Raw genomic sequence first — 15,697 nt, 5'->3', positions numbered from 1 at the left:
ATTTGCCAAGACCTAATTTGTTAATGTCCTGTGATTTATTTTCCTATTAAAAGATTTGAATTTAAGTATTTCAAAATTTCTTTATTATCACTTGAGTAAGAATCTTTAAGATGATTATTAAGTTGTTTTAGCTTTCTTCTAAGATCAGGATTCTTCCTTAATTCTCTTTTGGAGATTGAGCTTATAAATGCTAATACTTCCTGCTTTAATAATTTCATGGCTCCCTTCCCCTAGACCATATTCATAATCAATCGTTCAACATGCGTAGCTTTTTGAATTAAATTTTCATTAGACATGATTTCCTTAACAGAAATAGCTCCAAGAATTTCTCTAAAGTAATGTCTGATGTCTTTTGTTGTACTTTTCATTTTTAATTTCCTCCTAAAAAATTAAAAAGCATCATGCTTACAAAAGACTCTAGGGCCGGTGATAAAATGATTTAAACTTCAAGGTCTGCACATGGCACCCTACAGTTCTATCTCGCCCTTAGATGTTTTCTTTAAACACGCTAATCGTTTCTCAGCTTTACTTGCTGGTAATAAATTAATGTTTCTGTGAGAAATAATCTATGAGGAGATGTTTATTTTCTCAATACGATTTCTTAAAAGGCTTCAGTTTAACTGCCATGGTGATTATTTTTAAATACGTATTGACTTAAGTCTTTGAAAATTCGTTATTGGTTTCGCCATGGTGGTTATTTAAAGTAAAAATCTACTGTTTTTATTTTACAAACAACTTTCATGTTGCTACGAATTATAACAAAAATAGGCATAACCACACACTTTGACACACTTTTAGAAGGATTACGCATCGAAACGATCAATCTAAACGAAGACATTAACCAAAGAAAATGTATTCAGGTGAAAAACTGTATCGATAGCTATTTATCTAAAAGACCTAATTTAAACCTCCAAAATATTGAAGATAAGACGACGGTTGCATACACAACCCTTAGAAGGATTCATAACCTCAAGGGAAACCCACAACCTGAAACAGTGATTAGAATCTTCAATGCTCTCGGAGAAGATGAACTCTTGTATAAATATATGAATGAGTTTCATCAGGATATTGCCAAAGTCATGAATATGAACTTTAGCCACAATCAAGAATATCAATTTGTAGAGGAAAAAAGTAGAAGCTACTTCACAAGTGAAGATTACTTTCTTATCTTAAACTTGGCCTCTACAAACTCTGGAACAACTGTAGAAGAAGTATCTCATCACCTTGGAGCAATTGGTGTCGAAAGACTTAACCTCCTTGTCTCCGAAGGCCTTATAATCGCTGATAAGAGTGGTCGTTTCATTGGTGCTAACCATAACTTCAAACTTTCATTTGCTGAGACTAAGAAGCGTATAAAAATGTCTATGAAGTACTACAGACTAGATGAAGCTGGCTCAATTCATAATTGGATGAGCTTTCAAACAGAGTCAATAAATACAGATGGACTTAAGGCCTTGAAAAAGCTTAACCAAAAACATTTCAACGAACGTAAGGATCAGATATATAACAATCCAATGTACAATGGAGATATCAAACACTATACTGCATCTGTATCTAGTACCTTTCTGCCATATGCAGAAAAGGGAGAACTCCAATAATGAAAACTCTAAAAAGCCTCTTTATTTTGTCTATACTGACTCTCGGAAGCAACTCTTACTCTAAGGGTTCTGCTGAATTAAATCTTTCAAATATCATGGCAATAAGACTTAATAGTGGAAAGCTAATTCATGTTAATCAAGATGTAGAGTCGATTCAAGTAGCGGGAGATCGTGCTAACAAAGTTGACTACGTTGAACTAAGACAAGGTACTATAATAGACTCATACGATATAGATCGTGTGATATTAGAAAAACCAAGAGGTACAGTAAACCTTACTGACTACCTAGGATCAATAAGCCCTGATACATTTATATTACTCGAAAGAGTCCTTGGTGATGGATCAGGGGGGTAGTTGAATATTCGCAAGTTATTACAAGCTTGAAAGACTTAAAACTAGTTGAAATCAATCTATAATATATTCACTTGGTCAAAGACTCTCTATATTATTTGGAGACGTACGCTCCTCCCATTCCTCAAAACTATGCTTGCTTCCAAAATTAAATATGTACTTAAATTTACTTCCTTCCTCTCTGCCAATAGCGATTGATTTTCGACCTATACCTTTATAGTAACATGTTAGCTTGATAAAACTCCCTTTCCTTGAGTGTGATAATCTAGCACTCAAATACATATTTTCAAAATCAAAATGACGAAGAAATCGAGTTTCACCAAAATTCTTAATTAACCTCTTCTTTAATTCTTGCTCACCGTATTTATCCATCCAGTCGAGAGAGCTAACATTAAAAAAGCCTCTCTCTTTCTCAATATAGACTTCATTAAATTTCTTTATTTTTTCTGCGTCTACTCCTAACATTACAGATAAACTCTTCTTTCGAAACTTGATTAATTCTTTTTCAATTTCTTTAGCAAACTCAATTAACGAAATAGATCGATGCTCAAGTTCTTTAGCTGGAGGTCTAAGTACTGCTTGCAGTTTTAGATTCTTTGTTGAAAAGTACACAGGCTTTGAATTAATTTGAATTGTTGCAATTGATCTTCTTTCATCAAGGTCATCAAGGATTAATACGGACCGATAATCCCAAGTTGCTTTTTGATAGTATTTTATAAAAGAACACTTAGAATAATACTTAAGATAATTACCTTTCCCTACAAGATAGTGAGGACTAAAGAGATGATCAGGGAAAGCTCCAGTACCACGCAGAGGGGCTGGATCAATTTCCTTCTCATACAAAATATCATATTCACCATTAGATATTTTAAAAGTTGAACAAATCTTCTTTTCATTTAGAAATAATCCCTTACTTGAAAGTAATCCAACAGGACTTCCTTCTAATGACTTGTCATCGTAGAATTTTATTGTGGGAAGCCTAAACTTTGGCTCAGGCCTCTCATTATCTGTCTCAAAATAATCCGAGAAAAATACTAAAGCATAGACTCTCGGATCAATATCAAATTTTTCAGAAAAGTCCTTATCATTAGGACTCACTGCTAATGAGCCTGTGGAGATAATAAACAGCAACAAACAAATTGATATTTTCTTCATAAAGTTACTCACAAGTTATGGTTGTAGGAGATGAAGTATTCACTTCATTATTTCTTTCAATACATATAACTTCAAAAGCAATGACCGAATTATCATAACCCCAAGTTCCCGAAAAAGTAGCGTTATCGGAAGTACTTGGAAGGAAGTGGAAAGTGAATCAAACTCTCGATCTATAAAAATACTCAAAAACTTTTTAACCAATTTTTTACACCCTAATCGAGATATTTTGGAATGTAGCGGCTCTCTAACCCATTAAAAACATGATTGCTATTTCCCCACACCTCATTAATATGATACTTTATCTGTCCACTCTTTCTATCTATCGTAATGTAAAACGTTCCAACGTCTTTATACTTCAAGTATAGCCTTGTCTCTTTAATAATAAATTTATTATTAATCTTAGTGTGGTTTGCATCTGAAGTGATATACATATTCTTAAGATCAAAGTATCTAAAGAACCTTAAACCTCCAAATTTTTCAATCAACCTCTTCTTTAATTCTTCTTCCCCAAACTTATCTAACCAGTCAAGTGCGCTCGTATTTATCAATTTATTTTCTCTCTCTTGATAAACATCTAAGTACTTTGTTAGTGCTGTTACTTTATTAGTTCTTTTAGAGATATAATCTTTCTCATACTTATCAAGCGCTTTCTCAATTTCTTTTGCAAGTTCAACTAATGAAATTGAGTGATGCTCAAGCTCTTTTATCGGCGGCCTCAGTATTGCTTGAACTTTTAAGTTCTTAGTTGAGAAGTATGCGACCTTAGAGTTAAGCATTATAGACCCAATAGACTTCTCTTCGTCTAAGTTCTCAAGAATAAGAATAGAATGATATGTCCAAGCAGCTTTCTGACTATTTTTTAAATAAGAGCATCTCTTAAGTATCTCCCCCTCTTTTGCTACAAGCTTATAAGCACCAAAATAGTCTCGAAAGTTATAGTCTTTAGATCCATAAGCCTCTTTTGTTAGCACATCCTCATAAAGCACATCATACTTTCCATTGGAAATCTTATAAACAGAACAAAGCTTCTTTCCTCTAGACTCTAACCCATCTTTAGAAAGAATTCCGACAGGGGTTCCAGTGAGAGACTTATTCTCAAAGAACTTAATCGTTGGAAGTTTAAACTCTGGTTGCTCCCCCGTACTCCCCTCTCCCCCTTCAGATTCGTACTCCCCAAAGAATAACACTAGCGCATAAACTCTCGGGTCAATATTAAAATTCTCAGTAAAGGCTTTATCATTTGGACTTATCGCTAATGACGCTAAGGAAATAATAAATAGCAATAGGTAGGCTGATATTTCTTTCATAATTTTCTCTTAAAGTAAGTATACAATCTTAAAATTCTAAACCCCAAAACGACCACATCACTTAGCCAATTTGAAAATGGTGATTCCATATTTCCCATAAGTCATCCACATCTTTGTATTGGACTTCCCCATAAATAGTGGACACTTAGTTTAAGCGCTTAACGCTGTAAATTCATACTCTAATGGACTTTTATTATCAAGACCAAAACGATCAAGAAAAGTACGAGTATTCAAGTCTGATAAAATTCTTTTGCAACAAAGTTTTTTTTTACAAGGAGAATACCCGATGCTCGAGTCACAGATTAGCAAGCTATTAAAGATATCCTTAGTAGAGATAAAATTGTTTACCTAAAAATTAGAAAGAGAAGGATCAGGTTTTCAAAAACAAGTTATAGTACTTATAGCTGAAGCCTCTCCCTCTTTTTCATTAAAACATATCAATACACATCTACGCTAAAAACAATTTAATCCTAACTCTCCACTTATTCTATTCTCCTCATCTTCACTAGAAATATTCTCAGTATCAACTCCCTCATTTACACAAACGTAAGTTTGCTTAGCATATTCTATGTCTTCTCCAATATTAACAACAAGCCAAGAGTCTCCATTATTTTGACAAGAGTAAGAATCCCTGCTTCGGGCAAGAACTTGGCTAGATCCATACTTTTGATAATCTTTAACCCCAAATTCATTAAAATTGATAACGTACAATGAAGAGTGATTGTCTGGACAAGAGACTGTGTAAGTACACGTCTTATAATAGTCAATAGTATAACTGCCTGTTCCAATATCGTCACAAGTAGTTGGAGGCTCACGACTCTCCTCAACAACAGTATTTGTAATCAAAGGTCCTGATGGTTGTAGATAATCACAAGAACCATCGGGATAAACCCTTCCTTTAGGGCAATCATCGCACTTCCTAGATACAGGATTGAAGTTTTCACCTTCTCTACAACAATCTTCTTCACTACAAAGTAAAACTTCAGTCTCACCGTTGAGCTCTACACCGAAAATATCTTCTATAGAAATATAAACACTAAGATATTTACTCCCATCAGAAATTCGAGTAGGAGACCCTAAGAACTTGAGCTTATATGTTTCAAATTCTTCAATTTCAACGGGAGGCAATTGAATTGAATCTCTTTTTTCATTTAAAATGATCCTACCATCTTCTAATCTTTCAAGCTTACTTTGATAACCTCCAATTAGACTAATAGAAACCTTATTAATATCTCCCTCTTTATACGGACTATAAACTTGCCCTGAATCCACATGAAAGCCAACTTCAAGTTTAGAAAAGTCTAAAAAAATGTCTACTCCAAACTCATTATGCTCCTCCAGGCTCACCTTATCTCCTCTGATAAAGTCTTCCATACTAGAAACTTTTGGCGCTTCACAATCAGATTCAAAATTTTGAGCAACAGTATTCATACTATCAACAACTATCCCCATCATGCTAACCTCTTCACCATTATACCTAGTGCCAGTAGCAAAATAATTTTCAGATAAATAAAGATCATCTATAGAGTGACCAAGAGTGGGTAAAGGTACATAACGTCCAGAACTACGCATAGCAGTCAACATAGTTTGCCTTTCGACATTAGCAACTTCTCCAAGCAAAAAAGTACTGCTCACACTTGATGGCCCTCTCGTAATAGAGTAATTCCCACTAACTCCGGACAAAGGAGTTATAAGTAGGTCCTCTTTTAAGAGAATTGAATCGCTATTAGAAAATAATGAAGTTGGATAAGGACTAGCGATATGTACTGCACCAATACTTTTCTTATAATCTTCAGATAAAGTTCCTACTCCCTCATACGCTTCCGCAGGGTCGAACAATCTTACAAAAGCTTCATTTGAGAAAAGGTTTCCTTGTGAATGTGATACAACCAAAACTTTGTTTCCATTCTCTAACTGAACCTTAATATCATCAGCTAACTTTTTTCCATCGTCTTTTCTATAATCTTCTACACTCTTTACATAAAGTGTTGCTAAAGCCTGAAAAACTGGTGAGCCAGGAGTATAGCTTCCAACTTTATAAAGTAAAGGCATTAGACTTAGTCCTCGACTAGCTCTATAAACTGCTTCATTCTTATATTTCAGCTCCACATCTTTCAAGTATTCAATCTGATCTGCTGCCTCAAATAGGTCCCCAACGAGCCTAGACCAATGGGTTTGATTATAAGTTGAACCAAAAGTAACATAATCTATATAGTCTTCAGAATTTGCCAATGGATGGATTAACCTAATTCTATCTGTAACCTCACCATTTAATTGATTTCTATATTTATTTTTTAGACTCTTTTCAATATTATTTCGACTTACCTCTTCATCCCCTTTCGCTGTGTTAACACCATTCACATAATGAATATGAGTTTTATGTCTAAAACAGCTAGGCACTTCAGGGTTAAAAGCACTTGCAGATGAAATAAAAATTAAACTAATCAATATAATCTTCATATAGATACCTCTTACTTTTCCCATATTTTCTTTCATAACTGTCATAAAACCTTTTTCCATATTTACCGAATGCTTTCTTCTTTTTAATAAAAAAATCTTTCCTTAATGTATCTGAATAATTCTTGGAAAAATGACACTGCTCTTCTAGATGCACAAAATTCCAAAAACTTGAATCACTCATAGTACTGTGACCACTAAACTGCCTCATAAACCTAGCTTCTCTTAAGTCTCTAGAAAGAGAGTTTATTACTTTTCTGAATACAAACTCCCTATCTTTATTCATAAATTTATAATTCGCACGAGATGAGGCAGTCGCTTTAATATCTGCTAGAATAAAAATGCAAGCATATAGATGTTTTCTTTCTTCCCAATGCTTTTTACTATATTCATGTCCCACGGGGTACTTAAGTCGGTTTTGTATCATCCTTGCATACTGATGAAGGATTGCGATCTCTCCCTCACCCAAATCTTCAAACTCTCTATTCATATAAATTTCGACATCGTCTCTTATTCCATTCTTATTAGTATCTGGGCCTTCAAGACTTCCAAAATTTACGTTAAACCACGACGGAAACTCTGGCTCTAATTCTGCGTTATACATTTGTGGATGATGCGTCAGCCACATATATGTATGAGGAAAAAAGTCTGCACATCGATACGCAGTAATCCCTAGAACTATGCAAATACTAATACGTGCAAATTTGTTCAGCTTCTTCCATTTCTCTATCAAGCGTTTCATCTGTGATCATCTCCTTCATTGCAGCCCATTTCTCAATTCTATCACGAGTATTAAATGACATGACATCAATTTCTTGGAGCAAAGTGCTCACCTCTTCATCTGGAACTAAGGATGCGATACATCTTACAGCTTTCCTTTTCTTGAAATATTTATCATTTATGACTGCTGAGTTATCTAGATTTGAAATCAAGTCTAGGTTTAATTTTATATACTCCCCTAAATGTTCTTTTATAGAACTATTTCCTTTAGCATATGAGTTAACTGCTCTTTGAATATCATCACGAACTCCATTACTGTCACTATCAACACCAGAAAGAGCTACAGAGTTCTCCTCATAGGTTGGCTGTGAAACCTCCATGTCATAAACTATAATATCTTTCACAACTTCTGATTCCCGTCCCTGGTCATCAATAACGACTAACTTAATCTTATATTCCCCTAAACTAGGAAATGTATAAATAATTGCTGACTCTGAAGTATTCTCAACCTCAAGGCCATTAACAAACCAAGTAAACTCCGAAACCTTACGTCCACCAATCAAGCTTTCACCGGCATTAAACATAGACTTACCGCCTATATCTACAACATATGTAAAGCTTGCCTCTGGAGGGAGATCTAGATTATAGAACATCACACTCTGAGAAGCGGTTGCCATTTCGTTAGAATCATCAGTAATAGTTAAGTCAATTCTGTTCAGATTAAAGTTATGAACAGGAATTTCAATAGAAATTCCATCGTAAAAGTCTACTCCGTTAACTACCCACGAATATCCTTCAACAATACCATCGTCAGGAATTTCTTCGGCAGAGCATCTAACGATAAAAGAGTTCTCTTGTGTACAAGAGAATTTTACAATCGGAAGTATGTTTACATAATAATTACGAAGAAAATCTACCTCTTCTAGGCCGTCACTAACAACTAGCTTTACTTCAATATTTCCTCGCTCTTCATCTTTAAGAATATAGTCTAGGTTATTTTGAGAGCCTCGGAGTTCCCCGTTAAGATACCACTCAACCGAGAGAGGGTCATTGTCTGCATCACTGGAGAGATTTAAGCAATTCATTTCATTAACGTTGGTGAAGCTACAATTAAACATTACAAGTGGAGTAGAATTACTTTTAACTGAAATAGAGTCGACCTTAATGGCCTCCGCTCCAAACACATCAACTACTTTTAAAGTTACTTGATAGGTTGTGTCTCCGCTAATAATTATATTTATATTCTTAGAATGATAACTCTGACCATCAACTTGCCATAAATAAGTTAATTCACTTCCTTCAGGGTCGTATGAAGAACTTGAGCAGGAGAGATTATTAATGCCGACAGATTCGCAAACATACCCCACAACTGGCGCCTGATTCTCAGAAACAAAGATTGTTCTATATTCAAAAGACTCTCCCCCCTCATTGTCTATAACTGAAATTCTGACATCTCGAGCTCCACCACTAGAAACTTGAGCCGTAAAAGAATTCTCTGCTCCACTAATACTTCCCTCACCCCAATCAAACTCGGTACTAACAATATATCCGTCAGGGTCGTATGAGTATGAAGTACAGGTAATCTCCAGAGCTGAATGACTCTCACAGAAAGCATCAACAATAGGAAGTTGATTAATTATCTCAATAGTCGTCTGTGCGCTAGAGCTTGCCCCGTTGTTATCTGTAACTGTAAGAAGAATTTCAAATATTCCGTTTGATTCTAAGTTATGAAAGAGTGGACTTGAATGGCTTAAGTTAAACTCACTCCCATCACTTATCTTTATATTGAAATTTTCAATATAACCATCGGGATCATTTGAGCCAGAAAAGTTACACTCAATTTCTTTGATATTTCCTGTAGCACTACAGTAAATGCTAGCGTAAGGAGCTTGATTTTCAGGAGTATTTTCTGCTAGCTCAATTGTAGCTTCAGAGCTCTTACTTTCCCCTCTGTTATTACTTACAGACAAAGTAACTTTATAAGTTCCTACTTCAGAGTAGGAATGCTCAAAATCATCCCAAGTAAATTCTCCCTGTAGAAGTGGTATCTCTTGGACAACTCCATCACCCCAGTCGACAGTAATCTCAGAAAGTGCTGACAACTTATCCACTCCTACGATTTCACATTCTACATCTAGATAATAAGAAGATTTCTCACAGCTTAAATTTGCAACTAAGTTTTCTAAAGGGTCTGTAACAACAATTTGAGAAGACTGAGTAACTGACAATCCATTTGAATCTGTCACAGTAAGTTTTGTGACATAGACTCCTGGTTCATAGAAGTGAGTATGAATTTGATCTCCCCCAGAATAGAAAGAGCCATCTCCGTGGTCAAAGACAGAGCTTACAATCTCTGCGTTTGGAGAAATTGATCTATTTATATTAAAGGTAACATAGGGAGCAAACTCTTCATTTAAAATATTGTAATCAACAAGAGGAGGAAGAGAGTCTATTTCATCGTTAGTCACGCTGATAGTACGAATTGACTCTGACAAGCTATCTTCTCCGTCAACTTCTTTAGAAACGATCACTTTTATTTCAAATTCGCCAATCCCTGAATACTTATGCTTCATAAAGGCACTTGTATCCTCGTTTACCTCTTCTACTTCTCCGTCGCCCCAATCAATATCAATCCACTGAAGTCTGCCACTTGGATCAAAGATCTTTCTAAAGTCGACCATAACGGGTCTTCTCGGTTAACAGTGGATGGCACTGAATCAAGACTAAAACAGTCAAGATAAGCACGAGTATTCAAATCTGATAAAATTCTTTTGCAACAAAGTTTTTTACAAGGAGAATACTCGATGCTCGAGTCACAGATTAACAAACTATTTTCACTTCCAGAACTTAAATTTACTAACAAACGAAACCTCACAAATCATATTATTCAATTTGATGCCTATAAAGTTTCTGAATTTGAAGTCTGTCCAAAGTGTGCAACAAAGACCACTAAAATTCATGATCAAGTCTACGTTCACATTAAAGACGTCCCTATTCGTGACAAAATTGTTTACCTGAGAATTAGAAAAAGAAGATTTAGATGTCAAAATTGTAATGCTGTATTCAGGGAGCCTGTTCCTGGAATAAGAAAAGGATTTCGCTCCACTCAAAGATTTAGATCTCACATCAGGTGGTGCGCTTCAAACTTCACAGACCTTAAAAGAGTCACCAAAAAACTTAGATGTTCATCATGGTTAGTATATAAAGCTTTTTACGAGCAGCTCTCGTTAGAAGCAAAAAAAATGAATTATGGATGGCCAAAGACTATTGGAATTGATGAACATAGCTTTGTTAGAAATACGAAAACTCATTACAAAGAATTTGCGACTGTATTTGTAGACTTTAATAACAACAGAGTCCGTGAAGTCACTCTAGGACGCTCATTTGATAACTTAATGTCATCAAGAGCGACTGAGATTAGCGGTCGAGAAAATGTTAAGAACGTAGTTATTGATATGTCTTCAACTTATAAAAAATTTGTAAAGTCTCATTTTCCAAACGCTAAAATTACTAGTGATAAATTTCATGTTATCAAATTGTTTAATCACGCTCTTAATAAAATTCGTATTGAAACAATGAAGCATCCTGTTTTTCTAAAATCTAAAACTAGTCCTATGAGAAGATTATATTTAACGAGAGATGATCGCTTAAGCTTTTCTCAAAGATCAATTGTTAAACATATTAATGGCCTTTTCCCAGAGCTTAAAGAGATATATAAATATAAAGAGAGAATGCTTTCAATTTACAATATAAGAGGCTTTAAACGGGCTAAGAAGGCTCTTACAAAGCTAACTGATGAAATGGCTCACTCAGGAAGAAAAGCAGTTCAATCCCTTCGTAGAACTTTAGTTAAGTGGCGAATTGAAATATTAAATTACTTCAAGACTGGAATAACTAATGCGAAGACCGAGGGGTATAATCGTAAGGCTAAGCTCATTCAGAGGAAAGCCTACGGATATAGAAACTTTGAGAATTACAGACTTAGACTACTTTACGATTGTAGATAGAAACTAAGCCACATAAGTAATTCAGGGATTCATTATTCAATGTTGGTGGTGAGGTGTAATTTTTAATTAAAATAATGAATAAGAAAACCGATACTTAGATTACTAACGAAAGAATTTTAGATTTTATGAATGCTTCAAGACATTTCTAGATCGCGAGTTTGGTTCATTCTCCACTGTCTACCGAGTACTCCCCATATTTCTTGCAATAATTTTTTCTGTAGCTCTAGGCTCTGGATCAATGAAGCTATTGAATCATCAAATGAAAAAGACATCATTGATTAAGGTGCAAAAGGGACTGTCGTCACTTGAGAGCTTTACAAAGAAACTTACTCAGAAATGATATATATAAATACTATTGTTGCCTGTATTGTTTACGATACGCACTTGGAGTCACACCAAATATTTTCTTAAAACTTTTTTGAAAAGATTCACTGGCAGCGTAACCAATTTCTTGGGCAATTTGGTCTACACTTAATGTTTCATCTTTCAAGTATTTTTTTGCTTTTTCCATTCGCCACTGAGTAACATAGTTCATTGGAGTCGTTCCTGTGAGTTTATGAAATCTCTCAGCATAAACGGTCCTTGATAAACCAGCCGCCTTTGCAAGGTCTTCAAGTTTCCATTTTTTTCCTGGATTAGTATGTATTTCTTCTATAGATTTTCTTATGTATTTATCATTTAGAGCTGATAAAAATAGTGTATTAACAGCATTTTCTCTCATAAAACTTCTGAGAGCTTGAATGAAAGTAACCTCTGAGAGTTTATTTATAATTGAGTCGGCACCTGGCTCTCGATTAATACTCTCATAATCAATAAAATCTAAGGCCGTTCCAAGCCAGCTAAAATTATGCTTACCATCTTTTTTAATATGAATAACACTCGGAAACGATGTTAAAAAAGGATGAACATTGTCTTCCTCAAATTCAAAGTGTCCGCAAATTAATTGAGTGCATGAACCAGTTCCCTCACCATATTTTAACAATTCACCAGCTTTGTACTCAGCACCTTCAATCACATCATTTAAACTGTGTACATCAGACTTTGGATTGTCTCTTAGAGTATGTTCTTTTCCATGTGGTACTAAGATAATGTCGCCAGGGGAAACCTTAAATGATTCTTGCCCCTCAGTCGAAAACCAAAAACTACCACTTAAAACAATATGAAATCTGGCCACATTCTTATACGCTGGAACATTTACTCCCCAAGGGGCAGTAAGGTCAGTCCTAAAGTAGAGGCTGGTTTTCATATCTAAGTGATTAAGTATGTCGCTTAATATATCCATAAATCCATATTACTCCGATAATTTTTAAAGTCATTACTTGTGGACTAAATATCATGTTTTACGAACTTTTCACCATATTTATACCTGAGAAACAGAGTAGAATTGTATTTAGTTAAGTAAATTCAATAACATCAAAGGAGAGCTTATGAACATCGAATTAACCTACTTAGTCTATACGGCGATACTGAGTGTATTGCTCTGGATTCCCTACATTACAAATAGAATGTTTTTATGGGGAATTGGAACTTTCATTGGTAATTATCCAGAAGGATACCCAGAAAAAGAACCTATCCCTCCTATGTGGGCACAAAGATCAAAAAGGGCACATTTGAACCTTGTTGAAACACTACCAGCTTTTGCTGCCGTGGTGCTTGTTGCGACAATTGTTTCACCTGGGTCAGAAAGTGCAATCTGTTGGGCAAAAATATTCTTCATTTCAAGAATTATCCATGCAGTAGTTTATACTTTAGGTGTTCCATATTTGAGAACTCCTGTTTATCTTGTAGGTTGGTTCTCAATTTTAATGATCGGATTTGGAGTACTTTAATGAGTAATGCTCTTCTTAGGGATATTAAAAAGTGTCAAATTTGTAAGGACTTTCTTCCTTATGATCCGAATCCTATAATTCAATTCAAGAAGAGTTCAAAAATTTTAATTGTGGGCCAAGCACCGGGTGTTTTAGCCCACAATTCATCTAAACCTTGGGATGACAAGAGCGGAGAAAGACTTAGGGAGTGGTTGGGAATAACAGATAAGCAATTCTATAACCCCTCAATTGTTGCACTAGTTCCTATGGGTTTTTGCTATCCTGGCAAAGGCAAAAGTGGTGATCTACCTCCCCGAAAAGAGTGTGCTGAAGAATGGATGGAACCTGTAAGGAACTATCTTACTAATATTAAACTCGAAATTTATATTGGAAAGTACGCTTGTGATCGTGAATTTGGAAAATATGGAAATTTAACTACTTTAATTAAGAACCAATACAAGTCTAAAGATAACAAGATTGTTCTTCCTCACCCGTCGCCGAGAAACAATATTTGGCTCGCTAAAAATCGTTGGTTTGAGAAAGATGCCCTTCCATATATAAAGAGAAAGTGTCGTAAATTTTTATAAATTTCCGAATTGATTGTCATACTTTCAGAACTCCTAAACATTCAGCTTGTACTAAAAATCATCGATACTCTTTTTATCAATCGAAAAGGAGATGAATATGAAAACAACTAAACTATTTACCATTTTAGCATTTTTAATGCTTTCAACTTTTGCTTTTGCCGTAGAGGAGAATGCACTTCCGGCCCTTAGGGGATACGATGCCATAAGTTACCATACGATCGGTCGCCCAGTTATGGGAAATGGAAATCATGTATCAGAGTATAAGGGGCAACAATATCTTTTCATCAACAAAGAGAATAAGGCTAAATTTGACGGTAATCCAAAAAGATATGCACCTGCTTTCGGTGGTTGGTGTGCATTTGGAGTAAGCGTAAATAAAAAATTTCACGCTGATCCACTAGTATGGGAGATCGTTAAAGGAAAGCTCTATGTTAACCTTGATAATAAAATTAAGGGCATGTGGATGAAAGACATATCTGGAAATATCAGTAAAGCGAATACTAATTGGAAGAAAATTCGTAACCGTGACTCTGCCTCCCTTTAAGGCTCTTATAGTAAGCAGAGGGGTTTCCTCTTTGCTTACTATCGTACGATCTTCAAGCAGTATTCTTATTAGCCACCACAACTTAGACAAGGCCTTTCTGAATTATTTGGTTAAATAGATTTTGCTGTAAAATTTCTAGTGTAGGACCCTCCCCCAAAAAAAGAGAGAAAGCCTTTATGCTTTTAGCCTGTTAAATCTAAACCTTAGAAACAACTCACCATCAATGGTCAATTCTCCATCATCAATAAAACCAAGATGTTTTATAGCTTTTGAATTTGTTCGGCCTGGAGGAAATAAAGCGGTTATAGTTTCAATATCAATTTCGTTAAACGCCCAGTTTTTTATTTTGTTGAAAATTTTTTTTCCATAGCCCCAATATTTAGGATGAAGAACCAGTGCAAAATCAGCCTCACCATTCTCAGGTTGTAGCCCTCCCCAACCCGCAAATTTATCATCGATAAGAAAGGCCCAGGGACCATACCCATGCTCATCCCAAATTTCTTTTTTTGATTTCAGAAAGGTTTTGCAATCTTCGGCAGAAAATCCTTTGTTGAGCAATGGCATATGTTTTTTCACCATATTATTATTCATAAGATCTACGATCTCTTGCTCTTTCACTTCAAAAAGGTGAATAAGTTTAATTTCACTCATTTGACAACCTCAATAGAAAATATTAATTTCAGCTAAATTATACTACTCTTTTTTGGATTTTCAACATATGTCCATAGTCTAAACAGCATCATCTAGAACTCTCTCAAATTCTGTTAGGTATTTTTGATTCATTAATATTTAACAATCATTACCAATTTGCCGGTGATATCCATCACAGTTAGGGTTCGGTCAAATTTTAATGTTATTGAATATAAAATTATTGTTTCTTTCGCAAAGTTGGTTTTTTTCCCCTGCTTCAGATGAAGTAATTAATATGCCAAGCCTTCTTAATCGTGTTTCTTCTTTCTTCGCGCTCATTACCCACCAGATAGAATCTCTTTTATAAGATATCGCTAAATCGTGAAGAATACCCAGGCTAGTTGATTGTAAGTTGGGCGTCTGCCACGGATAGTCAGATAACATCTCCTTCATTATTGTCCAGTCATGATTTTTGATCCTAAATATCCCATTTATATTTTCAACGACTACGTCGACATGAGAAAAGGACACAAT

Annotated in this window: 16 protein-coding genes; 6 read left to right on the top strand and 10 right to left on the bottom strand. The window is 35.1% G+C overall.

The window, feature by feature from the left end:
* Window positions 1-35 precede the first annotated feature (35 nt).
* Together CES88_RS16525 and CES88_RS16520 are read right to left on the bottom strand one after the other, a co-directional pair.
* A complete protein-coding gene (locus tag CES88_RS16525) occupies window positions 36-218 on the bottom strand; it encodes a hypothetical protein (RefSeq protein ID WP_290736982.1) in 183 nt (60 codons plus the stop codon).
* Window positions 219-230: 12 nt separating this feature from the next.
* Window positions 231-368, bottom strand: coding sequence for a hypothetical protein (locus CES88_RS16520; RefSeq protein WP_290736980.1), 138 nt, complete (start codon window positions 366-368; stop codon window positions 231-233).
* Window positions 369-860: 492 nt separating this feature from the next.
* On the opposite strand from CES88_RS16520, the gene CES88_RS16515 reads away from it, so the two are divergent.
* Together CES88_RS16515 and CES88_RS16510 are read left to right on the top strand one after the other, a co-directional pair.
* Window positions 861-1,598 carry a hypothetical protein gene (locus CES88_RS16515; protein ID WP_290736978.1) on the top strand — a complete coding sequence of 246 codons (738 nt, stop codon included), beginning with the start codon at window positions 861-863 and terminating at the stop codon, window positions 1,596-1,598.
* A complete protein-coding gene (locus CES88_RS16510) occupies window positions 1,598-1,951 on the top strand; it encodes a hypothetical protein (protein ID WP_290736976.1) in 354 nt (117 codons plus the stop codon). Before CES88_RS16515 ends, CES88_RS16510 begins: the two co-directional genes overlap by 1 nt.
* A 75-nt stretch (window positions 1,952-2,026) precedes the next feature.
* Here the strand turns inward: CES88_RS16510 and CES88_RS16505 are convergent, their stop codons facing one another.
* From CES88_RS16505 to CES88_RS16485, 5 genes are all read right to left on the bottom strand, one after another.
* Complete coding sequence (locus CES88_RS16505) at window positions 2,027-3,103, bottom strand: hypothetical protein (protein ID WP_290736974.1); 1,077 nt, start codon at window positions 3,101-3,103, stop codon at window positions 2,027-2,029.
* A 212-nt stretch (window positions 3,104-3,315) separates the two neighbouring features.
* The gene (locus CES88_RS16500; protein ID WP_290736973.1) at window positions 3,316-4,410 is read right to left on the bottom strand and encodes a hypothetical protein; all 1,095 of its coding nucleotides are present in this window, start codon (window positions 4,408-4,410) and stop codon (window positions 3,316-3,318) included.
* A 453-nt stretch (window positions 4,411-4,863) separates the two neighbouring features.
* Window positions 4,864-6,870, bottom strand: a complete 2,007-nt coding sequence (locus CES88_RS16495; RefSeq protein WP_290736971.1) for a hypothetical protein — start codon at window positions 6,868-6,870, stop codon at window positions 4,864-4,866.
* Window positions 6,851-7,609, bottom strand: a complete 759-nt coding sequence (locus CES88_RS16490) for a hypothetical protein (RefSeq protein WP_290736969.1) — start codon at window positions 7,607-7,609, stop codon at window positions 6,851-6,853. Before CES88_RS16490 ends, CES88_RS16495 begins: the two co-directional genes overlap by 20 nt.
* On the bottom strand, window positions 7,557-10,268 hold the full coding sequence (locus CES88_RS16485; RefSeq protein WP_290736967.1) for a PKD domain-containing protein: 2,712 nt from the start codon (window positions 10,266-10,268) through the stop codon (window positions 7,557-7,559). The genes CES88_RS16490 and CES88_RS16485 overlap by 53 nt, the downstream gene beginning before the upstream one ends.
* A 123-nt stretch (window positions 10,269-10,391) precedes the next feature.
* Between CES88_RS16485 and CES88_RS16480 the strand changes: the two genes are divergently transcribed.
* The gene (locus tag CES88_RS16480) at window positions 10,392-11,594 is read left to right on the top strand and encodes an ISL3 family transposase (protein WP_290736965.1); all 1,203 of its coding nucleotides are present in this window, start codon (window positions 10,392-10,394) and stop codon (window positions 11,592-11,594) included.
* Between the two features lie 352 nt (window positions 11,595-11,946).
* On the opposite strand, the gene CES88_RS16475 is transcribed toward CES88_RS16480, so the two are convergent.
* Window positions 11,947-12,876, bottom strand: coding sequence for an AraC family transcriptional regulator (locus CES88_RS16475; RefSeq protein WP_290736963.1), 930 nt, complete (start codon window positions 12,874-12,876; stop codon window positions 11,947-11,949).
* Between the two features lie 145 nt (window positions 12,877-13,021).
* On the opposite strand from CES88_RS16475, the gene CES88_RS16470 reads away from it, so the two are divergent.
* From CES88_RS16470 to CES88_RS16460, 3 genes are all read left to right on the top strand, one after another.
* Window positions 13,022-13,423, top strand: coding sequence for an MAPEG family protein (locus CES88_RS16470; protein WP_290736961.1), 402 nt, complete (start codon window positions 13,022-13,024; stop codon window positions 13,421-13,423).
* Window positions 13,423-13,989 carry a uracil-DNA glycosylase family protein gene (locus tag CES88_RS16465; protein WP_290736959.1) on the top strand — a complete coding sequence of 189 codons (567 nt, stop codon included), beginning with the start codon at window positions 13,423-13,425 and terminating at the stop codon, window positions 13,987-13,989. The genes CES88_RS16470 and CES88_RS16465 overlap by 1 nt, the downstream gene beginning before the upstream one ends.
* A 97-nt stretch (window positions 13,990-14,086) precedes the next feature.
* Window positions 14,087-14,533, top strand: coding sequence for a YHS domain-containing (seleno)protein (locus CES88_RS16460; protein WP_290736957.1), 447 nt, complete (start codon window positions 14,087-14,089; stop codon window positions 14,531-14,533).
* Between the two features lie 174 nt (window positions 14,534-14,707).
* On the opposite strand, the gene CES88_RS16455 is transcribed toward CES88_RS16460, so the two are convergent.
* Window positions 14,708-15,184, bottom strand: a complete 477-nt coding sequence (locus tag CES88_RS16455) for a GNAT family N-acetyltransferase (protein ID WP_290736955.1) — start codon at window positions 15,182-15,184, stop codon at window positions 14,708-14,710.
* Window positions 15,185-15,373: 189 nt separating this feature from the next.
* On the bottom strand, window positions 15,374-15,697 hold a 324-nt coding region (locus tag CES88_RS16450; RefSeq protein WP_290736953.1), incomplete at its 5' end, for a YdeI/OmpD-associated family protein.

The sequence above is a fragment of the Halobacteriovorax sp. JY17 genome (assembly GCF_002753895.1).
Lineage (GTDB): Bacteria > Bdellovibrionota > Bacteriovoracia > Bacteriovoracales > Bacteriovoracaceae > Halobacteriovorax.
Note: the sequence above shows the minus strand (reverse complement) of the source record. Positions and strands in the feature narration are given on the sequence as shown.

Coding starts and splice junctions, on each gene's coding strand:
- CES88_RS16485 (WP_290736967.1), bottom strand. CDS start 10,268: ATGGTCGACTTTAGAAAGATCTTTGATCCAAGTGGCAGACTTCAGTGG.
- CES88_RS16525 (WP_290736982.1), bottom strand. CDS start 218: ATGAAATTATTAAAGCAGGAAGTATTAGCATTTATAAGCTCAATCTCC.
- CES88_RS16455 (WP_290736955.1), bottom strand. CDS start 15,184: ATGAGTGAAATTAAACTTATTCACCTTTTTGAAGTGAAAGAGCAAGAG.
- CES88_RS16495 (WP_290736971.1), bottom strand. CDS start 6,870: ATGAAGATTATATTGATTAGTTTAATTTTTATTTCATCTGCAAGTGCT.
- CES88_RS16460 (WP_290736957.1), top strand. CDS start 14,087: ATGAAAACAACTAAACTATTTACCATTTTAGCATTTTTAATGCTTTCA.
- CES88_RS16500 (WP_290736973.1), bottom strand. CDS start 4,410: ATGAAAGAAATATCAGCCTACCTATTGCTATTTATTATTTCCTTAGCG.
- CES88_RS16510 (WP_290736976.1), top strand. CDS start 1,598: ATGAAAACTCTAAAAAGCCTCTTTATTTTGTCTATACTGACTCTCGGA.
- CES88_RS16490 (WP_290736969.1), bottom strand. CDS start 7,609: ATGAAACGCTTGATAGAGAAATGGAAGAAGCTGAACAAATTTGCACGT.
- CES88_RS16475 (WP_290736963.1), bottom strand. CDS start 12,876: ATGGATATATTAAGCGACATACTTAATCACTTAGATATGAAAACCAGC.
- CES88_RS16465 (WP_290736959.1), top strand. CDS start 13,423: ATGAGTAATGCTCTTCTTAGGGATATTAAAAAGTGTCAAATTTGTAAG.
- CES88_RS16520 (WP_290736980.1), bottom strand. CDS start 368: ATGAAAAGTACAACAAAAGACATCAGACATTACTTTAGAGAAATTCTT.
- CES88_RS16470 (WP_290736961.1), top strand. CDS start 13,022: ATGAACATCGAATTAACCTACTTAGTCTATACGGCGATACTGAGTGTA.
- CES88_RS16505 (WP_290736974.1), bottom strand. CDS start 3,103: ATGAAGAAAATATCAATTTGTTTGTTGCTGTTTATTATCTCCACAGGC.
- CES88_RS16480 (WP_290736965.1), top strand. CDS start 10,392: ATGCTCGAGTCACAGATTAACAAACTATTTTCACTTCCAGAACTTAAA.